The following is a 14,903-nucleotide window of genomic DNA, read 5'->3' on the forward strand; positions in this document are numbered from 1 at the left end:
GGGCTTATTCGGGCTTGGCCCGATTCTTCTTACTCAACCGGAACTCCGGCGGGAACTTGCTGTCGTTGTCGTTCACTGCAGCCGACAAGCCACTGTCGATCGACTCGAACATGTCGAGATCCTCGTCGCTGTCATTGGCGACGCCGTTACCCATCGATTCGAAGAACGCGGACAGCAGGCTGCCCATGTACTCACCCTGCTGCTGTTTGAAGATCTCGAAGAACATCTTCTGTTGAAAGACGGTGTCCACCGGGCGGTTCCGGGCGCAGGCCAGCGCGTACTTGTCCACCTCGGCGTCCAGCTGGTCCCGGGCCACCACCTTGTTCAGGAAGTTGCAGTCATACATCTCGGCCGCGGTGAACGGCCGTCCGGTAAAGACCATCTCCTGAAACTTGCGCAGCCCCATCATCTGCACCCAGGTCCACATCCGGGGACCCCAGCCGTGGTAACGGAACGACGGATGGCCGAACAACGCGTCGTCGGAGGAGATCACCAGATCGGCGTCGGCGCACTGGTAGAAGTGCCATCCGTAGCAGTAGCCCTTGGCCTCGACGATGCTGATCTTCTTGAAGTCTTGCAGCGCCCGGTTTCCGGCCTGCGAGTTGGCGTACCAGGAGCTGATGGTGGCGCCGTTACGGAAAGTACCCTTGGGCGGGTATGTCACCTCGCCGACGCCGTCGTCCTCCAGGCGCAGCTCGGCCAATCGGACGGCCGGATTGTCGTTGCCCTCCATGAATTCCGGCAGATCAGCGCCGCTACCCAGGTTGTCCCCGACACCACGGATGATCACCACCTTGACGTCGTTGTCCGCGTTGGCCGCGCGCAGCACGTCGGCGTAGCGCAGCCGGGCCATCGAGGTCGGCGCGTTGAGGAACTCGGGCCGGTTGAACGTGATCGTCGCGATCTTGGTCTTCGGATTCTTCTCGTAGAGGATGATCTCCTCCGGGGAGGGCCGTTCAGACATGTGCCGCCTCACTGAAAGATGTTGCACTGGTGAGCACCTCGGCATTGCCTGCAGTGATCAGCACGGCATCGCGGGTGAACACCGCGCCGACACCCTGTTGCCAGACGTAGCCGGTGACGGCCAGGACCATGCCCTCCTCGAAGATATCGGCCTCGGCGGTGGCCCGCAGGTTCGGCGACACTACGGGCGGGTCAAATCCCAGTCCGAGGCCATGCGCCACCGGCATCGCCGGCAACGGTTCGCCTGCCGCCGCGTACGCATCCAGCAGCGCACCGGTCGGGTTGCCGGCACGGCAGGCATCAATGAGCCTGTCCCACAGGTCATCGCGGCGCCGATACAGCGATCGAACCGCGTCGGTCGGCGGACCGACATACACCGTCCGCGCGACCTCACCGACATACCCGTCGGCGAGGACACCGGCCGACAGCGCCACCAGGTGGCCTTCGCGCACCCGGCCATCGCCGTCGGACCGCCGCCACGGATGGTCCTTCGAAGTCACCCAGGCGGCATCTTGCGTGGCGGGTGTGCTCACCCCGCCGGCGGCCTCCGCCTTCAATATCGCACCAGCGAGGATCTTCTCGGTGGCGCCCGGCGCCAATACGGCGATGCCTGCTGCCAGCCCCGCTTCGGCGACCGCCAACGCCCGCCGCAACGCGACGATTTCTTCTGCGGTCTTGACCCGCCGCGCTGCCCGCATCGCCTGCTCACCGTCGACCAGCTCGGCCGCCGGAAAGGCCATCGGCAACAGCCTGGCGAAAGTCGGTGTCAGGGCGTCGGTTCCGACCCGACGGGCGGTATCGGCACCTTTGATGTTCTGCAGCACACCCACGAGGGTCATCGGATTCCACGCCAGGCCATACAGATTCTCGTGCGGGATCTCCTCGGGAACGCCTTCGTCCCAGGTGCTGTTCAGGTGAATCTCACCGGTGGCCCGCACGAAGGTGCAGATGGGTCCGAACGGTCGAGTACCCACCACCCACAGCTGCGGCGCCCCAGAGATGTAACGCACATTGGCCTGCCGGCCGAGCACCAGCACGTCGAGGTCATGGGCCTCCATCTGGGCGATGGCGCGCCCCCGCCGGCTGAACCGCAAGGCCCGGTCATCGGCCTCGATCTCAATTCCCATTGGACACCTCATAGGGGTCGTACGGATAGGCCGTCAGCGGCATCCAGCCGCCCTCGGTGACCACCACGATCTCCTCGCCGCGATAGCCGCCGGTGCCGTCTTCCCACACCACCGGCTCGAACACCAACAGCATCCCGTCGGGGAAGACGAAATTGTCATCCCACTGCTGTCCGAGATCCGTTCCGATCATGGGCATTTCGGCTGCGTTCGCACCGATACCGTGACCGAGGTAGAAATGTGGGAGCCACGGCTTCTGCCCGCCGGCCGCTGCCGTCGCCGCGCGGCCGAGGTCACCGCACGTAGCGCCGGCCCTGGTCACCGACAGCACGGCATCGACGATCCGGCGCCACTTGTCGAACTGTGCCTGCTGTGCGGACGTCGGGTCCTGACCGACAATCCATGTGCGCCCATGATCGGAGCAGTAGCCGCGGTAGGAGATGGAGACGTCGGTCCACAGCACGTCGCCGCGCCGCAGTTCGCGTTCGGTCGTCAGCAAGGGAAGTGCCAGATCACCCGTGGTGGTCCAGGTGCCCTCGGCTCGCGAGGCCGGCATGACCTGCCAGATCGAATCGAACATGTTGGTCGTCGCGCCGAGCTCGAATGTGCGACGGACGAATTCGGCGGAAAGGTCGATCTGGCGCACACCCGGGGCCAGAGAACTGTGAACCTCGGCGACGGCTTGTTCGGTGATCTGGCAGGCCCGCCGGATGCAGGCGATCTGGTCGATCGTCTTGACCAACTTGGCCGCGCCGACCACCGGGGCGGCATCCACCGGTCCACTCGGGAACAGCGCGCTGCCGGCCCGCCGCATCGCCCCGGTCAACTCGTCGGTCGCAATGGTCGCCCCGGCCGGTATCAGACCGGCCAGAATCTTCGCGAATTCCGTTACACCCTCGTCGAATTCGAGATAGACGGGACCATGCAAATGGTCATCGGGCAAGTCCGACTCCATTGCCGCGCCCTCACGGAACGGCAAGAACAGGTGCGGGTGCTCATCGCCCGCCAGCACGACCGCGATCGGCCGCTCGACATGCGAGAGTCCCGCGTCGGCCAGCGGCCAGGCGATCCCGGTGGCGTACATGACGCTGCCATTGCCCAGCAGCACCAGCGCATCGACCCCCTGCTCAGCCATCGCGACCTGCAGACGCACACTGACTTCTCGACGCATCCGGGCTGGGTCAGGCTCGGCAGGGATGTCGAGCCAGGTGTACCCGGTCCGGGCAATCTGTGTGACGCCCGGCTGGGTCGAAGTCGTCATGCCAACCCCAGGAATTTCTGGACGTTGGAGCTCACGATCTTGACCGCATCCTCCGGACCGACGGCCTCGACCACCGCCGCGAGCGACTTCTCGGAGTAGCCGTAGGTGCTCTCGTTGTGTGGGTAGTCGCTGGACCACATGACGCGGTCGACGCCGATCTCGTCGATCAGTCGCAGCCCGAGCGGGTCGACCATGAACGAGGCCATCATGTGGTTGTCCCAATAGTGCCGCACCGGTTGCCGCAGTTCATGATTGAACATGTGCCGATAGGAGGCCAGCAGATGTTGCGCATCCTGCAGGGCCGTGGGCACCCAGGCGATTCCGCCTTCGAACCAACCGATCTGCAACGACGGGTGACGGTCCAGGATGCCGGAGAACACGTACTTGGCGAACTGTTCCCGGAAGGAGTCGACGTTGACCATCATGCCGACCACCACGCTGTTGTTCTCGCAGGGGGTCTTCGGCGGCGTCTCACCGATATGGTGAGCGACGGGCAGGCCGACCTCCTCGATCACATCCCAAACTACGTCCATCTCGGCGCTGCCGTAGTCGTAGATGTTGCCGTCGTCGTCCTTGCCGGGGTTCAGTGGCAGCAGGAAGGTCTTGAGGCCCAGCGACTTCAGCTCTTCCAGCGTGCTGCGACAGCCCTTGGGATCCCACCAGTTGATCAGGCCGACGCCGTAGAAGTGGCCCTTGGACTGCTCCTGTAGATCGGCCATCACCTCGTTGTAGATCCGGAACACTCGCTCGCGAATGCCCTTGTCCGGGTAGTGGAACAGGGCGAGCACCGCGTTCGGGAACGCGAGCTCTTTGTCGATGCCGTCTTCGGCGAGCTGACGGATGCGCGCGGAGATGTTGTTGGTGGCTGCGCCGGCGAGGTCGTCGTACTGCATGAGCACTCGGCCGAAATCACCGCCGACCCAGGTCTTTCCCTTCATGCCGACCATGTAGGCGCCGTCCTCGTACCAGATGCGCGGTGCCGCCCCCTTGAGGTCGTCCGGAAACTTGTCGTAGAAAACATCCTCGGCCACCGAAATGTGGTTGTCGGCGGAGAAGATCGTGGTGCCCGCGGGCAACCCGGGGATGCCGTGGGCGTGGCCGGTGCGGTCCTTGGGAGCGCCAAATCCTTCCGGCGGGTACAGAGTTGTTGTCGCGGTGGTCACTTCGACACTCCAATCAGGCGGTTGGGCTGAAGGTCACCAGGTGACCGGAAGTTCGTACACGCCATAAGCGAGGCGGTCGTGCTTGAACGGCACCTCATCGAACGGAATCGCCAGCTTCATCGTCGGGATCCGGCGCAACAAGGTGTGAAAGACGATCTGCAGCTCGGCGCGGGCCAGCTGCTGGCCGACGCACTGGTGCCGACCGTAGCCAAAGCCCAACTGCTGACTGGCATCCCGGCGCAGGTCGAGCTTGTCGGGTTCCGGGTAAGCGGCAGCGTCCCAGTTGGCCGGCGCCAGGTCGATGATGACACCGTCACCGGCCTTGATGGTCTCACCGCTGATCTCGATATCCTCGACAGCGATCCGGCGCTGGCCGTTCTGGATGATCGACAGGTAGCGCATCAGCTCCTCGACCGCGTTGGCGATCGCCTTCGGGTCGTCGGTGTTGCGCAGGAAGTCTGCCTGTTCCGGATTCTCCAGCAGCGCAAGGATGCCGATGCCGATCATGTTCGCGGTGGTCTCGTGGCCGGCAATCAGCAAGCCCGTACCCAGCTGGGCGGCTTCTTTGACGTCGATCTCCCCCGCGGTGACCCGCTCGGCCAGGTCCGACACCGCGTCCTCGGATGGGTTCGCCTGCTTCTCCTTCACCAGATCGATCAGGTACTGGTGCAGGCTCATCGCGCCCTTTTGCATGGCGTCCGCCGCTGCGTAGCGGGCCAGGCCGGCGTTGGCGTGCTCCTGGAAGAATTCGTGGTCTTCGTATGGAACACCCAGCATTTCGCTGATCACCACGGTCGGCACCGGCAGCGCGAGCTTGGCCACCATGTCCGCGGGCCGCGGGCCGGCCAGGATCTCGTCGATGCACTGGTCGGTGACCTGCTGGATGGCCTGGCGCAGACCCTCGACCCGTTTGAACGTAAAAGGCTTGGACAACATCCGGCGGAACCGGGTGTGTTCCTCGGCATCCGAGGTGAACACCGACCGCGGCCGCTTGTCGACGGTGGAGAGCATGTGCTCGTTCCAGTGCGGGAAACCCGGCTTGCGATCATCGACGCTGATCCGGGAATCGGCGAACAGTTCCCGGGCCTCGGCGTGCCCGGTGATCAGCCACGGGGTGCTGCCATCCCAGATCCGAACGCGGGTAAGACCTTTGGTATTTCCCAGCATCGGCGGCGGCGGGGCGAACGGGCAGCGCGCGTCGCGTTCCATCGGGTACTCGGGGATGCCGGCGGACACCTCTACTGTCTGGCTGGGCGCCTGCGTCATGCTCACTCCTCTATATCGATGGCCAGCGCCGGGCAGGCAGCCGCGGCTCGGCGGGCATTGTCGGCCTGGTCGGGTGCCGGCTCGGTGATCAGCAGGATCACGACGCCGTCCTCGTCACGTTGGTCGAATACGTCGGCGGCATTCAGTACGCATTGCCCCGAAGACACGCATTTGTCTTGATCGACAATGACTTTCATGCTTGCGCCTTATCCGGTCACTGGTGCCAGCCACAGCCCGACGATGGCGTCGACGAGGCCGGTGGCGCTGGCCTGCCACGTCTTACGGGCCACCGACCCACCCTGAGCCAGCGCACGTTCGCGATCGGCGCAGCTGTGCATCAACAGGTTGCGGGCCATGATATTTCGTTCTAGTCGAACCTCGATCGGCAGATCCGGCAGACTGTCGTTGATGCCGTCGATGACCTGGACGAGCGACGGCGAACTCAACGCATCACGCACCACGATGTTGTGGTAGGCCGGGTCGGTCATCACCTGGGCGGCGAACCGCGCGTACCAGGTCGGGTTACCAAGCTCGGCCAGGTGACCGGTGAGTGGCTGTACCAGGCAGGCCACCCAGTCCCGCAGACCGGCGTCCCCGCCGAGCTGCTCAATCATCCGCTCGCGCAGTAACTCGACCGGCGCCCGGTGCTTCTGCTCGATAGCGCGGACCAGGTCGGTCTTGGTACCGAAGTGGTAGCCGACGGCGGCGTTGTTGCCCTGCCCGGCAGCCTCACTGACCTGCCGATTGGATACCGCAAAGACGCCGTGCTCGGCGTAAAGCTGTTCAGCGGCAACGAGAATGGATTCACGGGTACCGCTGGCCCGCTCAGTGCGGAACGGCCGCGCTGCTGTCACCATCTCAGTCAACCGCTTTAATTCCCCTAAGTCAAGTGATTGAATTAATAGCTGATCGGACGTACTAGTCCTTCGGTTTGCGGGCCATCACCTTGCCCGCCACCGTTCCACCATCGATCGGTAACACCGTCCCGGTGACGTAGCGCGACCGGTCCGTCGCGAAATAAAGGGCGGCCTCGGCGATATCGTCGACGGTGCCCTCTCTCTTGAGCGGACGATCGTCGCGCATCTGCTGACGGATCCTGGCCTCGAAACGTTCGAGCCGTTCACGATCCTCGTCGCCGGCGGCGGTCTGCAACAACGGCGTCGGAATGTTGCCTGGCGCAATGCAGTTGACCCGAACCTCGTAGTGCGCCAGCTCGATTGCCGCCGACTTGCTGAAATGGATGACGGCGGCCTTCGACGCCCGATACGACGTCACCCCACCACCGGCCTGGATTCCACCGATCGAGGACATGTTGATGATCGACCCACCACCGTGCTCGGCCATGTGCCGCGCGGCGTCACGCGTGCCGGCCATCACGCCGAGCACATTCACCCGCATGACACGGTCGAACTCTGTCAGATCCTCGTCGAACAGGCTCTTCTTCAGCGGGCTGGGCATCCCGGCGTTGTTCACCATCACGTCAAGCCCGCCGAACCGCTCGACCGCAGTCGCGACAAGCTGCGCGATCTGGGCCTGATCCCCGACGTCGACGTAGTGGAAGAGCGCATCGTCGCCGGCATCGGTCGCCAGAGCTTCGCCCAATTCTCGCTGAACGTCGGCGATGACAACCTTGGCACCCTCGGCGAGGAATCGCTCGACGACGCCACGCCCGATCCCCGACGCACCCCCGGTGACTATCGCGACCTTGCCTGCCAATTCCGCTGTCATGAGACCTCTTTCAAGAATTCGAAGAGCAATGCGTTGGTGGCGCCGGCCGCCTCGATCTGCGGACAGTGCCCGGCGCCGTCGATGACCGCAGACCGCGCTCCCGCAATCTGACCGGCGAGGTCGGCCGCCCACCCGGCGGGCAGCAACTTGTCACCGGCACCTTCCACCACGAGAGCGGGAACCGTGATCCGGCCGTAGGCGCGCTGCGCCGACGGTGCCGTCGGCGCAGGCAGACCCGGACGGCGAAATCTGGCTGCCGCCAAAGATTCCCATGCACCGGGGACGGTGCTGGAGTCGTACCGCCGCCGCACATAGTCGTCGTCAGCCGGATAGCCCGGGTCGAAGAACAGCGCAGCGACGATCCGGCGCATCGCCTCGAAACTGGCGTCGTAGTCGTATAGCGCGCTGACGTGCTCGTTGCGCTGGATCTCACCACCGCCGCAGATGGCCACCAGAGACCGTATCGGGAGTACCGGCCCGTGAGCGGTGGCGTCGACCAGGAGATTGATCGCACCCATCGAATTGCCGACGAAGTGCGCCGACGTCACGCCCAGCAGTTCGCAGAACCGCGCGATATGCCGGATCCTCATGCCACGGCCATCGGTGAAGTCGACGACCTTGGCAGACTCCCCGAACCCCAGCATGTCCGGTGCCAGCACTCGGAATTGCGTTGCCAGCGCGGCGATGTTGCGTTCCCAGCCGAGTTCGGCGCTGGCGCCGAACTCGCCTCCGTGCAGCAGCACCACCGGATCACCGCTGCCGGCTTCCAGGTAGCCGGTGGTCAATCCGTCGACCACCACCGACCTACGTTCGAAGTCCACGGATTCACGATACTGGGATTTGCCGATTTGGAGAACATGATTCTCCGGTTTCCACCGGAAACCAGTCAGGTCCACCACGATCTCGCGGGCAATCGCCCGCGGCACTGTGGGACTGTGCGACTGTCAGCACCTGCCGCGATTGGTTCTACCGCCAGGCGCAGTCGAGATTCAGCTGTCTCGGGCAGCCTGCATGAGCGTTGTCGTACGCACGTCACTGGGGTGGCGAATCATCAGCACAACAAACACTAATTGGTCCCAAGCTAATTGGGTGACGGTGGTGGTTGTGGTTGAAATGGTTGGTACCACCACCATTGGGCGTGTTCGCCGGTGGGTCCGGGGCATGGTGGGACGTCGGGTGGTGGGGTGGTTGGTGGTCGGGCCAGCGGCCGGCTGGTGAGTTGTTGTCCGGTGGTGTCGGTGACGATGAGTTGGTCGGCGGGTCCGGTGATGGTGATGGCGCCGCGGTGATGCAACCGGTGATGGTAGGGGCACAGCAGTGCCAGGTTGTGTAGTTCGGTGGGTCCGCCGTCTTCCCAGTGCTGGAGGTGGTGGGCGTGCAATCCGCGGGTGGCCCCGCAGCCGGGCACCACACAGCACCGGTCCCGGTGCTCCAGGGCGCGGCGTAGGCGGCGGTTGATCTGCCGGGTGGTACGTCCGGCGCCGATCGGCTGGCCGTGGCGCTGCAGCCAGAGCTCGCAGGTCGCATCGCAGAGCAGCAGTCGGCGTTCGTCGTCGGTGAGCAGCGAGCCAAGGTGCAGTGCAGCAGAAGGCTTGTCGAGGTCCAGGTGTACGACGACGGTGGTGTGCTGTCCGTGTGGGCGGCCGGTGACGTCGGTGTCCCAGCCCGCTTCGATCAGGCTCATGAACGCATCGATGGCGTCGGGGAACGGCGGCGCCTGCTCCGACACGGGTTCGTCGGTCTGGTGATCGCGTTTCCAGTCGACGATCAGAGCATCGTGGTGGGACTGCAATCCGGTCTCGAATTTCGCGGCTTCGACCCGGGGTAACCGGATCCGCCAGGTCGTGTACTGGTCGCCGATCGTCGTGGTGATGAAGCGCTCCGGTTCAGGCCGCGGATCGGGGTCAGGGCGTGGTTCCAGTTTGACCGCGGTGCGTAGCTGGGTGACGGTGGCCACCGCGGCCAGTTCGGCGTAGTGCGCATCGGAACCCTCGGCAGCGTGTTCGGCGATCACCCCGACCTGATCCAACGACAGCCGGCCTTCGCGCATCCCGTCGACGCAGCGGGGAAACTGTTCGAGCCGATGCGCGACAGTCACGATGGTTTCGGCGTTGTGTGGTGTCACCCCGGTTTTCCAGGCCACCAACGATGGCAGTGACCGGGCGCCGGTGGCCCCCCACAGTTCGTCACGTTCGATCTCGGCGACGATGTGCACCAGGCGTCCGTCGATCGCGTTGCGCTGACCGGTCAGCTCCGCGATCTCCTCGAACAACACCTCCAGGCGCTCACCGGGATGCACCCCGGTGGCCAAAGGTGTTGCGGCGGTGGACATAACCCCATCATCGCAGAGGGGTCCGACAAATCCACGCGGCGGGATCCGCGACCAGCTGGCCGCAGTCCCTGGCACAACAAACGACTGGGCTACTTGATCGCGATCGGATTCACCGGTGAACCGACCGCACCGGTGACCCTGAGCGGCGGAGCGATGAGCTGGAACTCGTAAACCCGGTCAGCGGCGCAATCCGCAGACAAGGCGGTCAAGTCCCAGTACTCGCCGAGCATGAGGCCCATGTCGCGTAGACACAGCAAGTGCATCGGCAGGAAGACCCCATCGACCCCGTTGGCCGGATCGGGGTCCTCGACCATCAGATTGTCCGCGGCAACCGCTGCCACATTGTGGTCGTGCAGCCAGGACGCACAGGTCCAATGCAGACCCGAACCCTGCTCTGCGCCATTGCCGGTGGATTGGAACCGGGTCCACCAACCGGTGTGCACGACGACGATGTCGCCGGGCGTGATCGTCACCCCCTGCGCGGCGACGATGTCATCGAGTTCGGCCGGGGTGATGGCGTTTCCGGGCTCGCAGAACATCTCGACGCCGCGATGGCGGACTACGTCGAGCAGCACCCCCCTCGAGGTGATGCCCTTGACGTCGACCTTGTCGATGCCGCAGTGAAAGGCCCCGAAACTGGTCACCGAGTCGGCCGGAAAGCCGTTGTACAGCTTGTCGTCGTAGTAGACGTGCGACAGCGCATCCCATTGGGTGGCGGCCTGCAACGGCATCACGATCATGTCGTCGTTGAACCGGAAAGGGTTGTCCACGAACATCGAACTGACCTGACGTGCCACCTTGTTGCGCAGCCACTGCGGTCCGTATCGAGCCAGGGTCTCGGCATCACCGCCGTCCACCGTCATCACGTGCGTCGGATTCTGCCGGAACTGAAACGCGCCCTGCGGCCCAGACGAACCGAAGTCGCCGCCGAGGGCGAACACCTTGCCGTGCCGGACCGTGGCAGCGGCCTGCGCGACTTTCTCCGCGGTGATCAAGTTGAGCGTGCCCAGCTCGTCGTCGTCACCCCAGCGGCCCCAGTTGCTGACGTCGGCCGCCACTCTCCGAAAGTCGTTCAGGTCAGGCATGATCCTCCACAGTTAGATCCCCCGTCGCTCCGCTCGCCCCCAACACATTCCCCGTCGCTCCGCTCGCCCCCACCACATTCCCCGTCGCTCCGCTCGCCCCCAACAACTGGCCTACACCCCGCTGCGCCAAGATGCCACCGTCCGCCCAGATCACCTGTCCGGTGATATACCCGGCCGCTGCGCTGCCCAGGAAGGCCAGCACCGCGGCCTGCTCGTCGGGGGTGGACACCCGACCGAGCGGGGCTCGGAACGAATCCAGGTAGTCCTGCCCGTAGGCAGCCCGGAGCTGATCCAGGATCGGCGTTTCGGTGACACCCGGTGCACTGCAATTGATCCGGATACCGCGCGGCCCCAGCCGCACGGCAGCCTCCATACCGTACAGAATGACCGCCTGCTTGGAGAGCCGGTACCCGCCGTCGGCCAACGCGTCGGGATGCACCTGGCACCACGCAACCCCGTCGGCGAAATCCACGGTGCTCGACAGGCCCGCCACAACCGATGCGTTCGATACGTACTCCGAAGCCGCCAGGGACGCCACATTCACCACCGAAGCACCGGTCGGCATGGTGGCCACCAGTGCCTCGGTCAGCTGACGCATACCGAGGAAGTTGATTTTCACCACCAGCAGCGAGTCACCGATCCCCGAAGACACCCCAGCCACGTTGAACAACCCATCGACCGGGTCCACGGCGGCGACGGCGGCGTCGATGGATTCCGGCGAGGACAGGTCGACGGGGTGAAACATGTTGACCCGCACTGTCGGCTCTTGAGTGTCCAAGCCCACCACCTCGGCACCGAGCTCACTGAGCTGAGAGACCAACGCGGCACCGATACCAGAGGCGACGCCGGTCACCGCGACCCGCCGGCCGCGGTAACTGAGCATGTCCCCCAGTGTGCGCATCAGATTCAGCTGGCCGCCTCGCGAGCAGCCTTCTCGGCCTGCGCGGCCTTGACCCGGCCCTCGTTGATCTCGGCCATCGCCTCGGGAATCTCGCCAGCAGTGAACTTGCCGCCGCGGCCGGTGGGCAGGCCACCGAACGAGTAGCTCTCATCGAACGCGGGGGCGGCACACGCCAGCCGGCGCGCCTCGACCTTCTCGACCACCGGCTCCAGGCGAAGTGCCTTGGCCTCCACAGCCTTTGCATCACGCTCGATGAATTCGGGCAAGATCTCCTTGCCCATGATCTCGATGGACTCCATGGTCCCCTCGTGGCTGCGCGGGTTGAGCAGCAAGATTATCTCGTCCACGCCGCTGGCCTCGTAACCACGCAGGAATTCACGCACCGTCTCCGGCGATCCGATGGCCCCGCGGCCGGGTCCGTACGCCAGGGTCGGATCCTCCTTGACGGCCTCCTGATAGCGCTCCCAGACCTTGGTGCGGCCGGGGGTGTGCATGCCGGTCAGGTAGTAGTGCATGATCCCGAACGAGAAGAAGCCACCGCCGGTACCCAGGCGCTTGAGCGCTTCCTCGTCGGTGCGCGCCACCATCATCGACAGGTCACCACCGATGGCGAGGATGTTCGGGTTGATCATCGGCGTGATCGGCGCGCCGGCGCGCTCGAACTCCTGGTAATAGCCGTCAACTCGGTCCTTGAGCGCTTCCGGGCCGGTGTAGGCGAAACTCAGTGCACCGATTGCCTTTTGGGCCGCCATCTGCACTGATGCGGGACGGGTGCAGGCCACCCAGACCGGCGGGTGCGGCTTCTGCAGCGGCTTCGGAATGACGTTACGGGCGGGCATGTCGACGTGCTCGCCCTTGAACCCGGTGAACGGTTCTTCGACCATGCAGCGGATCGAAACCTCAAGGGCCTCCTCCCACTGGGCGCGCTTGTCTGCCGGATCGATGTTGAAGCCGCCCAGCTCGGCGACCGATGAGCCTTCGCCGGTGCCGAATTCGACCCGGCCGCCCGACAGGTGATCGAGGGTCGCGATCCGCTCCGCGATGCGCGCCGGGTGATTGATCGGTGGCGGCAGGTGCATCACACCGAAGCCGAGCCGAATGTCCTTGGTGCGCTGGCTGGCTGCGGCCAGGAACAGCTCGGGTGCGGTGGAGTGGCAGTACTCCTCCAGGAAATGGTGCTCGGTCAGCCATACCGTGGAGAAGCCTGCCTTGTCGGCAGCCTCGACTTCGGTGAGGCCGTGTTGGAACAGCTGGTGCTCGTCGTCGTCGGACCACGGTCGCGGCAGCGGGAACTCATAGAACAGGGAAATCTTCACTTGGTTACCTCCTGAGATTGGTGTGCAATGTGTTTGGCTGCCACATAGCCGAAGGTCATTGCCGGGCCGATGGTCGCGCCGGCACCGGCGTAGCTGCGGCCCATCACGGCAGCGGTGGCATTGCCGGTGGCGTACAGCCCGTCGATCACCGTGTCGTCGCCGCGCAGCACACGGGCATGCTCATCGGTGCGCAAACCGCCCGAGGTACCCAGGTCACCGAGGATGATCTGGAATGCGTAGTACGGCCCTTTGCTCAGCGGGCGCAGGTTGGGGTTCGGCAAGGTCGGGTCGCCGTAGTAGTTGTCGTATGCACTGTCACCCCGGTTGAAATCGTCGTCGTGTCCGCGGCGAGCCAGCTCGTTGAAGCGCTCGGCCGTTGCCCGCAACTGCGCCGGTGGCACCCCGATCTTGGCAGCCAGCGTCTCGAAGCTGTTGGCCTCCTTGACGATCCCCGACTCCAGCCACGCCTCGGGTACTTTGCGTCCGGTCGGCACCGGCGCAAAGGGGACCTTCGGAATCGGCAAGTGCCCGCCGACGACGTACTTGTGGAACGAGCGGATGTCGGTGATCAGCCAGCACGGGATGGTCTCGATGCCGGCCCGCTGACCGTCGAGCATGGCGTGCGCGAAATCCATGTACGGCGCCGCCTCGTTGATGAACCGCTTGCCGTCCCCGTTGACGACGAACTGCGCCGGCATCATCCGCTCGTTGAGCATGAACTGCAGCCGACCGTCAGGCCAGCACATCGCCGGGAACCACCAAGCCTCGTCGAGCAGATCCACTGCGGCACCCACCTTCTCGCCGGCACGGATACCGTCGCCCATCGAAGCCGGATTCCCGAAACTCCAGTCCCTGTCTGCGCCGGCGATCTCCCGCACCCGTTTCAGTTCGGGCAGGTGCTCGAGCCGCCAGGCCATGTCATGATCGAACCCGCCACTGGCGATCACCACACCACCGCGGGCCCGAATCCGCAGCGGCTGGCCGTCGCGCTCTACCACTGCGCCCACCACCCGCTCGTCCACGTCGGTGATGAGTTCGGTCATCGGCGCGCTCAGCCACAGCGGTATGTCGTGCTCCCCCAAGGCCAATCTCATCCGGGCCATCAGTGACTGGCCGATTGCGGCCATCCGGTCACCGAAGACGTGCGCCCGCACCATCCGCCAGATCAGCTTGATCAGCACGGCCTTACCGCGCCAGTTCTGCCGAACCTGATAGAAGAGCCGAAGGTCTTTGGGCGCGAACCAGATTCCGCGCGGCGCCATAGCGAGCGGCGCCAACAGATTCTGTTCCTCAGGGCCCAGCGCCCGCAGATCGATCTCGGGGACGTTGATCGTGCTGCCCTGCTCGGACCCGCCCGGCAGTTCGGGGTAATAGTCGGCGTAGCCGGGCTTCCAGACGAATTGCATCCACGTGCTGGAGCGTTCGAGGAAGTCCATCATTCTTGGCGCTTCGTCGACATATGCGCGCAGCCGGGCATCGGTGACCAGCCCGCCGGTGATCTGCTTGAGGTAGTCGAAAACCCCGTCCAGATCAACGCGATATCCGGCGCGGGTCTGCGGCGGGGCGCCAGGAACCCAGATGCCGCCGCCGGACAGCGCGGTCGAACCACCGAACTTCGCCGACTTCTCGACGACCAGCGCGTCCAGCCCACTGTCCTTGGCGGCCAGTGCGGCGGTCAAGCCGCCGCCGCCTGAGCCGACCACCAGGACGTCGATCTCATGGTCGAAGGCTGTGCTCATGCGCGATCCACCGTCGCTTCTCGCT

At 64.9% G+C, this 14,903-nt stretch carries 14 protein-coding genes; all 14 read right to left on the minus strand.

Going from position 1 to position 14,903, the window contains the following annotated elements; genetic code table 11:
• Positions 1 to 4: 4 nt before the first annotated feature.
• On the minus strand, positions 5 to 964 hold the full coding sequence (locus ABIA30_RS17120; protein ID WP_370067448.1) for an enoyl-CoA hydratase/isomerase family protein: 960 nt from the start codon (positions 962 to 964) through the stop codon (positions 5 to 7).
• Positions 957 to 2,090, minus strand: coding sequence for a M24 family metallopeptidase (locus tag ABIA30_RS17125; protein ID WP_370067450.1), 1,134 nt, complete (start codon positions 2,088 to 2,090; stop codon positions 957 to 959). Before ABIA30_RS17125 ends, ABIA30_RS17120 begins: the two co-directional genes overlap by 8 nt.
• Positions 2,080 to 3,348, minus strand: coding sequence for a M24 family metallopeptidase (locus tag ABIA30_RS17130; RefSeq protein WP_370067452.1), 1,269 nt, complete (start codon positions 3,346 to 3,348; stop codon positions 2,080 to 2,082). The genes ABIA30_RS17125 and ABIA30_RS17130 overlap by 11 nt, the downstream gene beginning before the upstream one ends.
• Positions 3,345 to 4,511, minus strand: coding sequence for an amidohydrolase family protein (locus tag ABIA30_RS17135; RefSeq protein ID WP_370067454.1), 1,167 nt, complete (start codon positions 4,509 to 4,511; stop codon positions 3,345 to 3,347). Before ABIA30_RS17135 ends, ABIA30_RS17130 begins: the two co-directional genes overlap by 4 nt.
• Before the next feature lie 33 nt (positions 4,512 to 4,544).
• A complete protein-coding gene (locus ABIA30_RS17140) occupies positions 4,545 to 5,777 on the minus strand; it encodes a cytochrome P450 (RefSeq protein ID WP_370067456.1) in 1,233 nt (410 codons plus the stop codon).
• A 2-nt stretch (positions 5,778 to 5,779) separates the two neighbouring features.
• Positions 5,780 to 5,974, minus strand: a complete 195-nt coding sequence (locus tag ABIA30_RS17145; protein ID WP_370067458.1) for a ferredoxin — start codon at positions 5,972 to 5,974, stop codon at positions 5,780 to 5,782.
• Between the two features lie 9 nt (positions 5,975 to 5,983).
• Entirely contained in the window at positions 5,984 to 6,634 is a 651-nt protein-coding gene (locus ABIA30_RS17150) for a TetR family transcriptional regulator (protein WP_370067460.1), read from the minus strand.
• 61 nt (positions 6,635 to 6,695) lie between these two features.
• Complete coding sequence (locus ABIA30_RS17155) at positions 6,696 to 7,505, minus strand: SDR family NAD(P)-dependent oxidoreductase (RefSeq protein ID WP_370067462.1); 810 nt, start codon at positions 7,503 to 7,505, stop codon at positions 6,696 to 6,698.
• On the minus strand, positions 7,502 to 8,326 hold the full coding sequence (locus tag ABIA30_RS17160; protein WP_370067464.1) for an alpha/beta fold hydrolase: 825 nt from the start codon (positions 8,324 to 8,326) through the stop codon (positions 7,502 to 7,504). The genes ABIA30_RS17155 and ABIA30_RS17160 overlap by 4 nt, the downstream gene beginning before the upstream one ends.
• A 260-nt stretch (positions 8,327 to 8,586) precedes the next feature.
• Positions 8,587 to 9,837: an HNH endonuclease signature motif containing protein gene (locus ABIA30_RS17165; protein ID WP_370067466.1), complete on the minus strand. Its 1,251-nt coding sequence runs from the start codon at positions 9,835 to 9,837 to the stop codon at positions 8,587 to 8,589.
• Positions 9,838 to 9,926: 89 nt separating this feature from the next.
• Complete coding sequence (locus ABIA30_RS17170; protein ID WP_370067468.1) at positions 9,927 to 10,922, minus strand: cyclase family protein; 996 nt, start codon at positions 10,920 to 10,922, stop codon at positions 9,927 to 9,929.
• A complete protein-coding gene (locus ABIA30_RS17175; protein ID WP_370067469.1) occupies positions 10,915 to 11,823 on the minus strand; it encodes a coniferyl-alcohol dehydrogenase in 909 nt (302 codons plus the stop codon). The genes ABIA30_RS17170 and ABIA30_RS17175 overlap by 8 nt, the downstream gene beginning before the upstream one ends.
• Before the next feature lie 5 nt (positions 11,824 to 11,828).
• A complete protein-coding gene (locus tag ABIA30_RS17180) occupies positions 11,829 to 13,139 on the minus strand; it encodes an LLM class flavin-dependent oxidoreductase (protein ID WP_370067470.1) in 1,311 nt (436 codons plus the stop codon).
• Positions 13,136 to 14,878, minus strand: coding sequence for an FAD-binding protein (locus tag ABIA30_RS17185; RefSeq protein ID WP_370067472.1), 1,743 nt, complete (start codon positions 14,876 to 14,878; stop codon positions 13,136 to 13,138). The genes ABIA30_RS17180 and ABIA30_RS17185 overlap by 4 nt, the downstream gene beginning before the upstream one ends.
• Positions 14,879 to 14,903 lie beyond the last annotated feature (25 nt).

Origin of the sequence: Mycobacterium sp. MAA66 (assembly GCF_041261665.1) — a bacterium.
Lineage (GTDB): Bacteria > Actinomycetota > Actinomycetes > Mycobacteriales > Mycobacteriaceae > Mycobacterium.

Excerpts from the sequence above, each read along its gene's own strand:
- ABIA30_RS17145 (WP_370067458.1), bottom strand. The coding sequence starts at position 5,974 with ATGAAAGTCATTGTCGATCAAGACAAATGCGTGTCTTCGGGGCAATGC.
- ABIA30_RS17185 (WP_370067472.1), bottom strand. The coding sequence starts at position 14,878 with ATGAGCACAGCCTTCGACCATGAGATCGACGTCCTGGTGGTCGGCTCA.
- ABIA30_RS17125 (WP_370067450.1), bottom strand. The coding sequence starts at position 2,090 with ATGGGAATTGAGATCGAGGCCGATGACCGGGCCTTGCGGTTCAGCCGG.
- ABIA30_RS17165 (WP_370067466.1), bottom strand. The coding sequence starts at position 9,837 with ATGTCCACCGCCGCAACACCTTTGGCCACCGGGGTGCATCCCGGTGAG.
- ABIA30_RS17120 (WP_370067448.1), bottom strand. The coding sequence starts at position 964 with ATGTCTGAACGGCCCTCCCCGGAGGAGATCATCCTCTACGAGAAGAAT.
- ABIA30_RS17140 (WP_370067456.1), bottom strand. The coding sequence starts at position 5,777 with ATGACGCAGGCGCCCAGCCAGACAGTAGAGGTGTCCGCCGGCATCCCC.
- ABIA30_RS17170 (WP_370067468.1), bottom strand. The coding sequence starts at position 10,922 with ATGCCTGACCTGAACGACTTTCGGAGAGTGGCGGCCGACGTCAGCAAC.
- ABIA30_RS17155 (WP_370067462.1), bottom strand. The coding sequence starts at position 7,505 with ATGACAGCGGAATTGGCAGGCAAGGTCGCGATAGTCACCGGGGGTGCG.
- ABIA30_RS17175 (WP_370067469.1), bottom strand. The coding sequence starts at position 11,823 with ATGCGCACACTGGGGGACATGCTCAGTTACCGCGGCCGGCGGGTCGCG.
- ABIA30_RS17130 (WP_370067452.1), bottom strand. The coding sequence starts at position 3,348 with ATGACGACTTCGACCCAGCCGGGCGTCACACAGATTGCCCGGACCGGG.
- ABIA30_RS17150 (WP_370067460.1), bottom strand. The coding sequence starts at position 6,634 with ATGGTGACAGCAGCGCGGCCGTTCCGCACTGAGCGGGCCAGCGGTACC.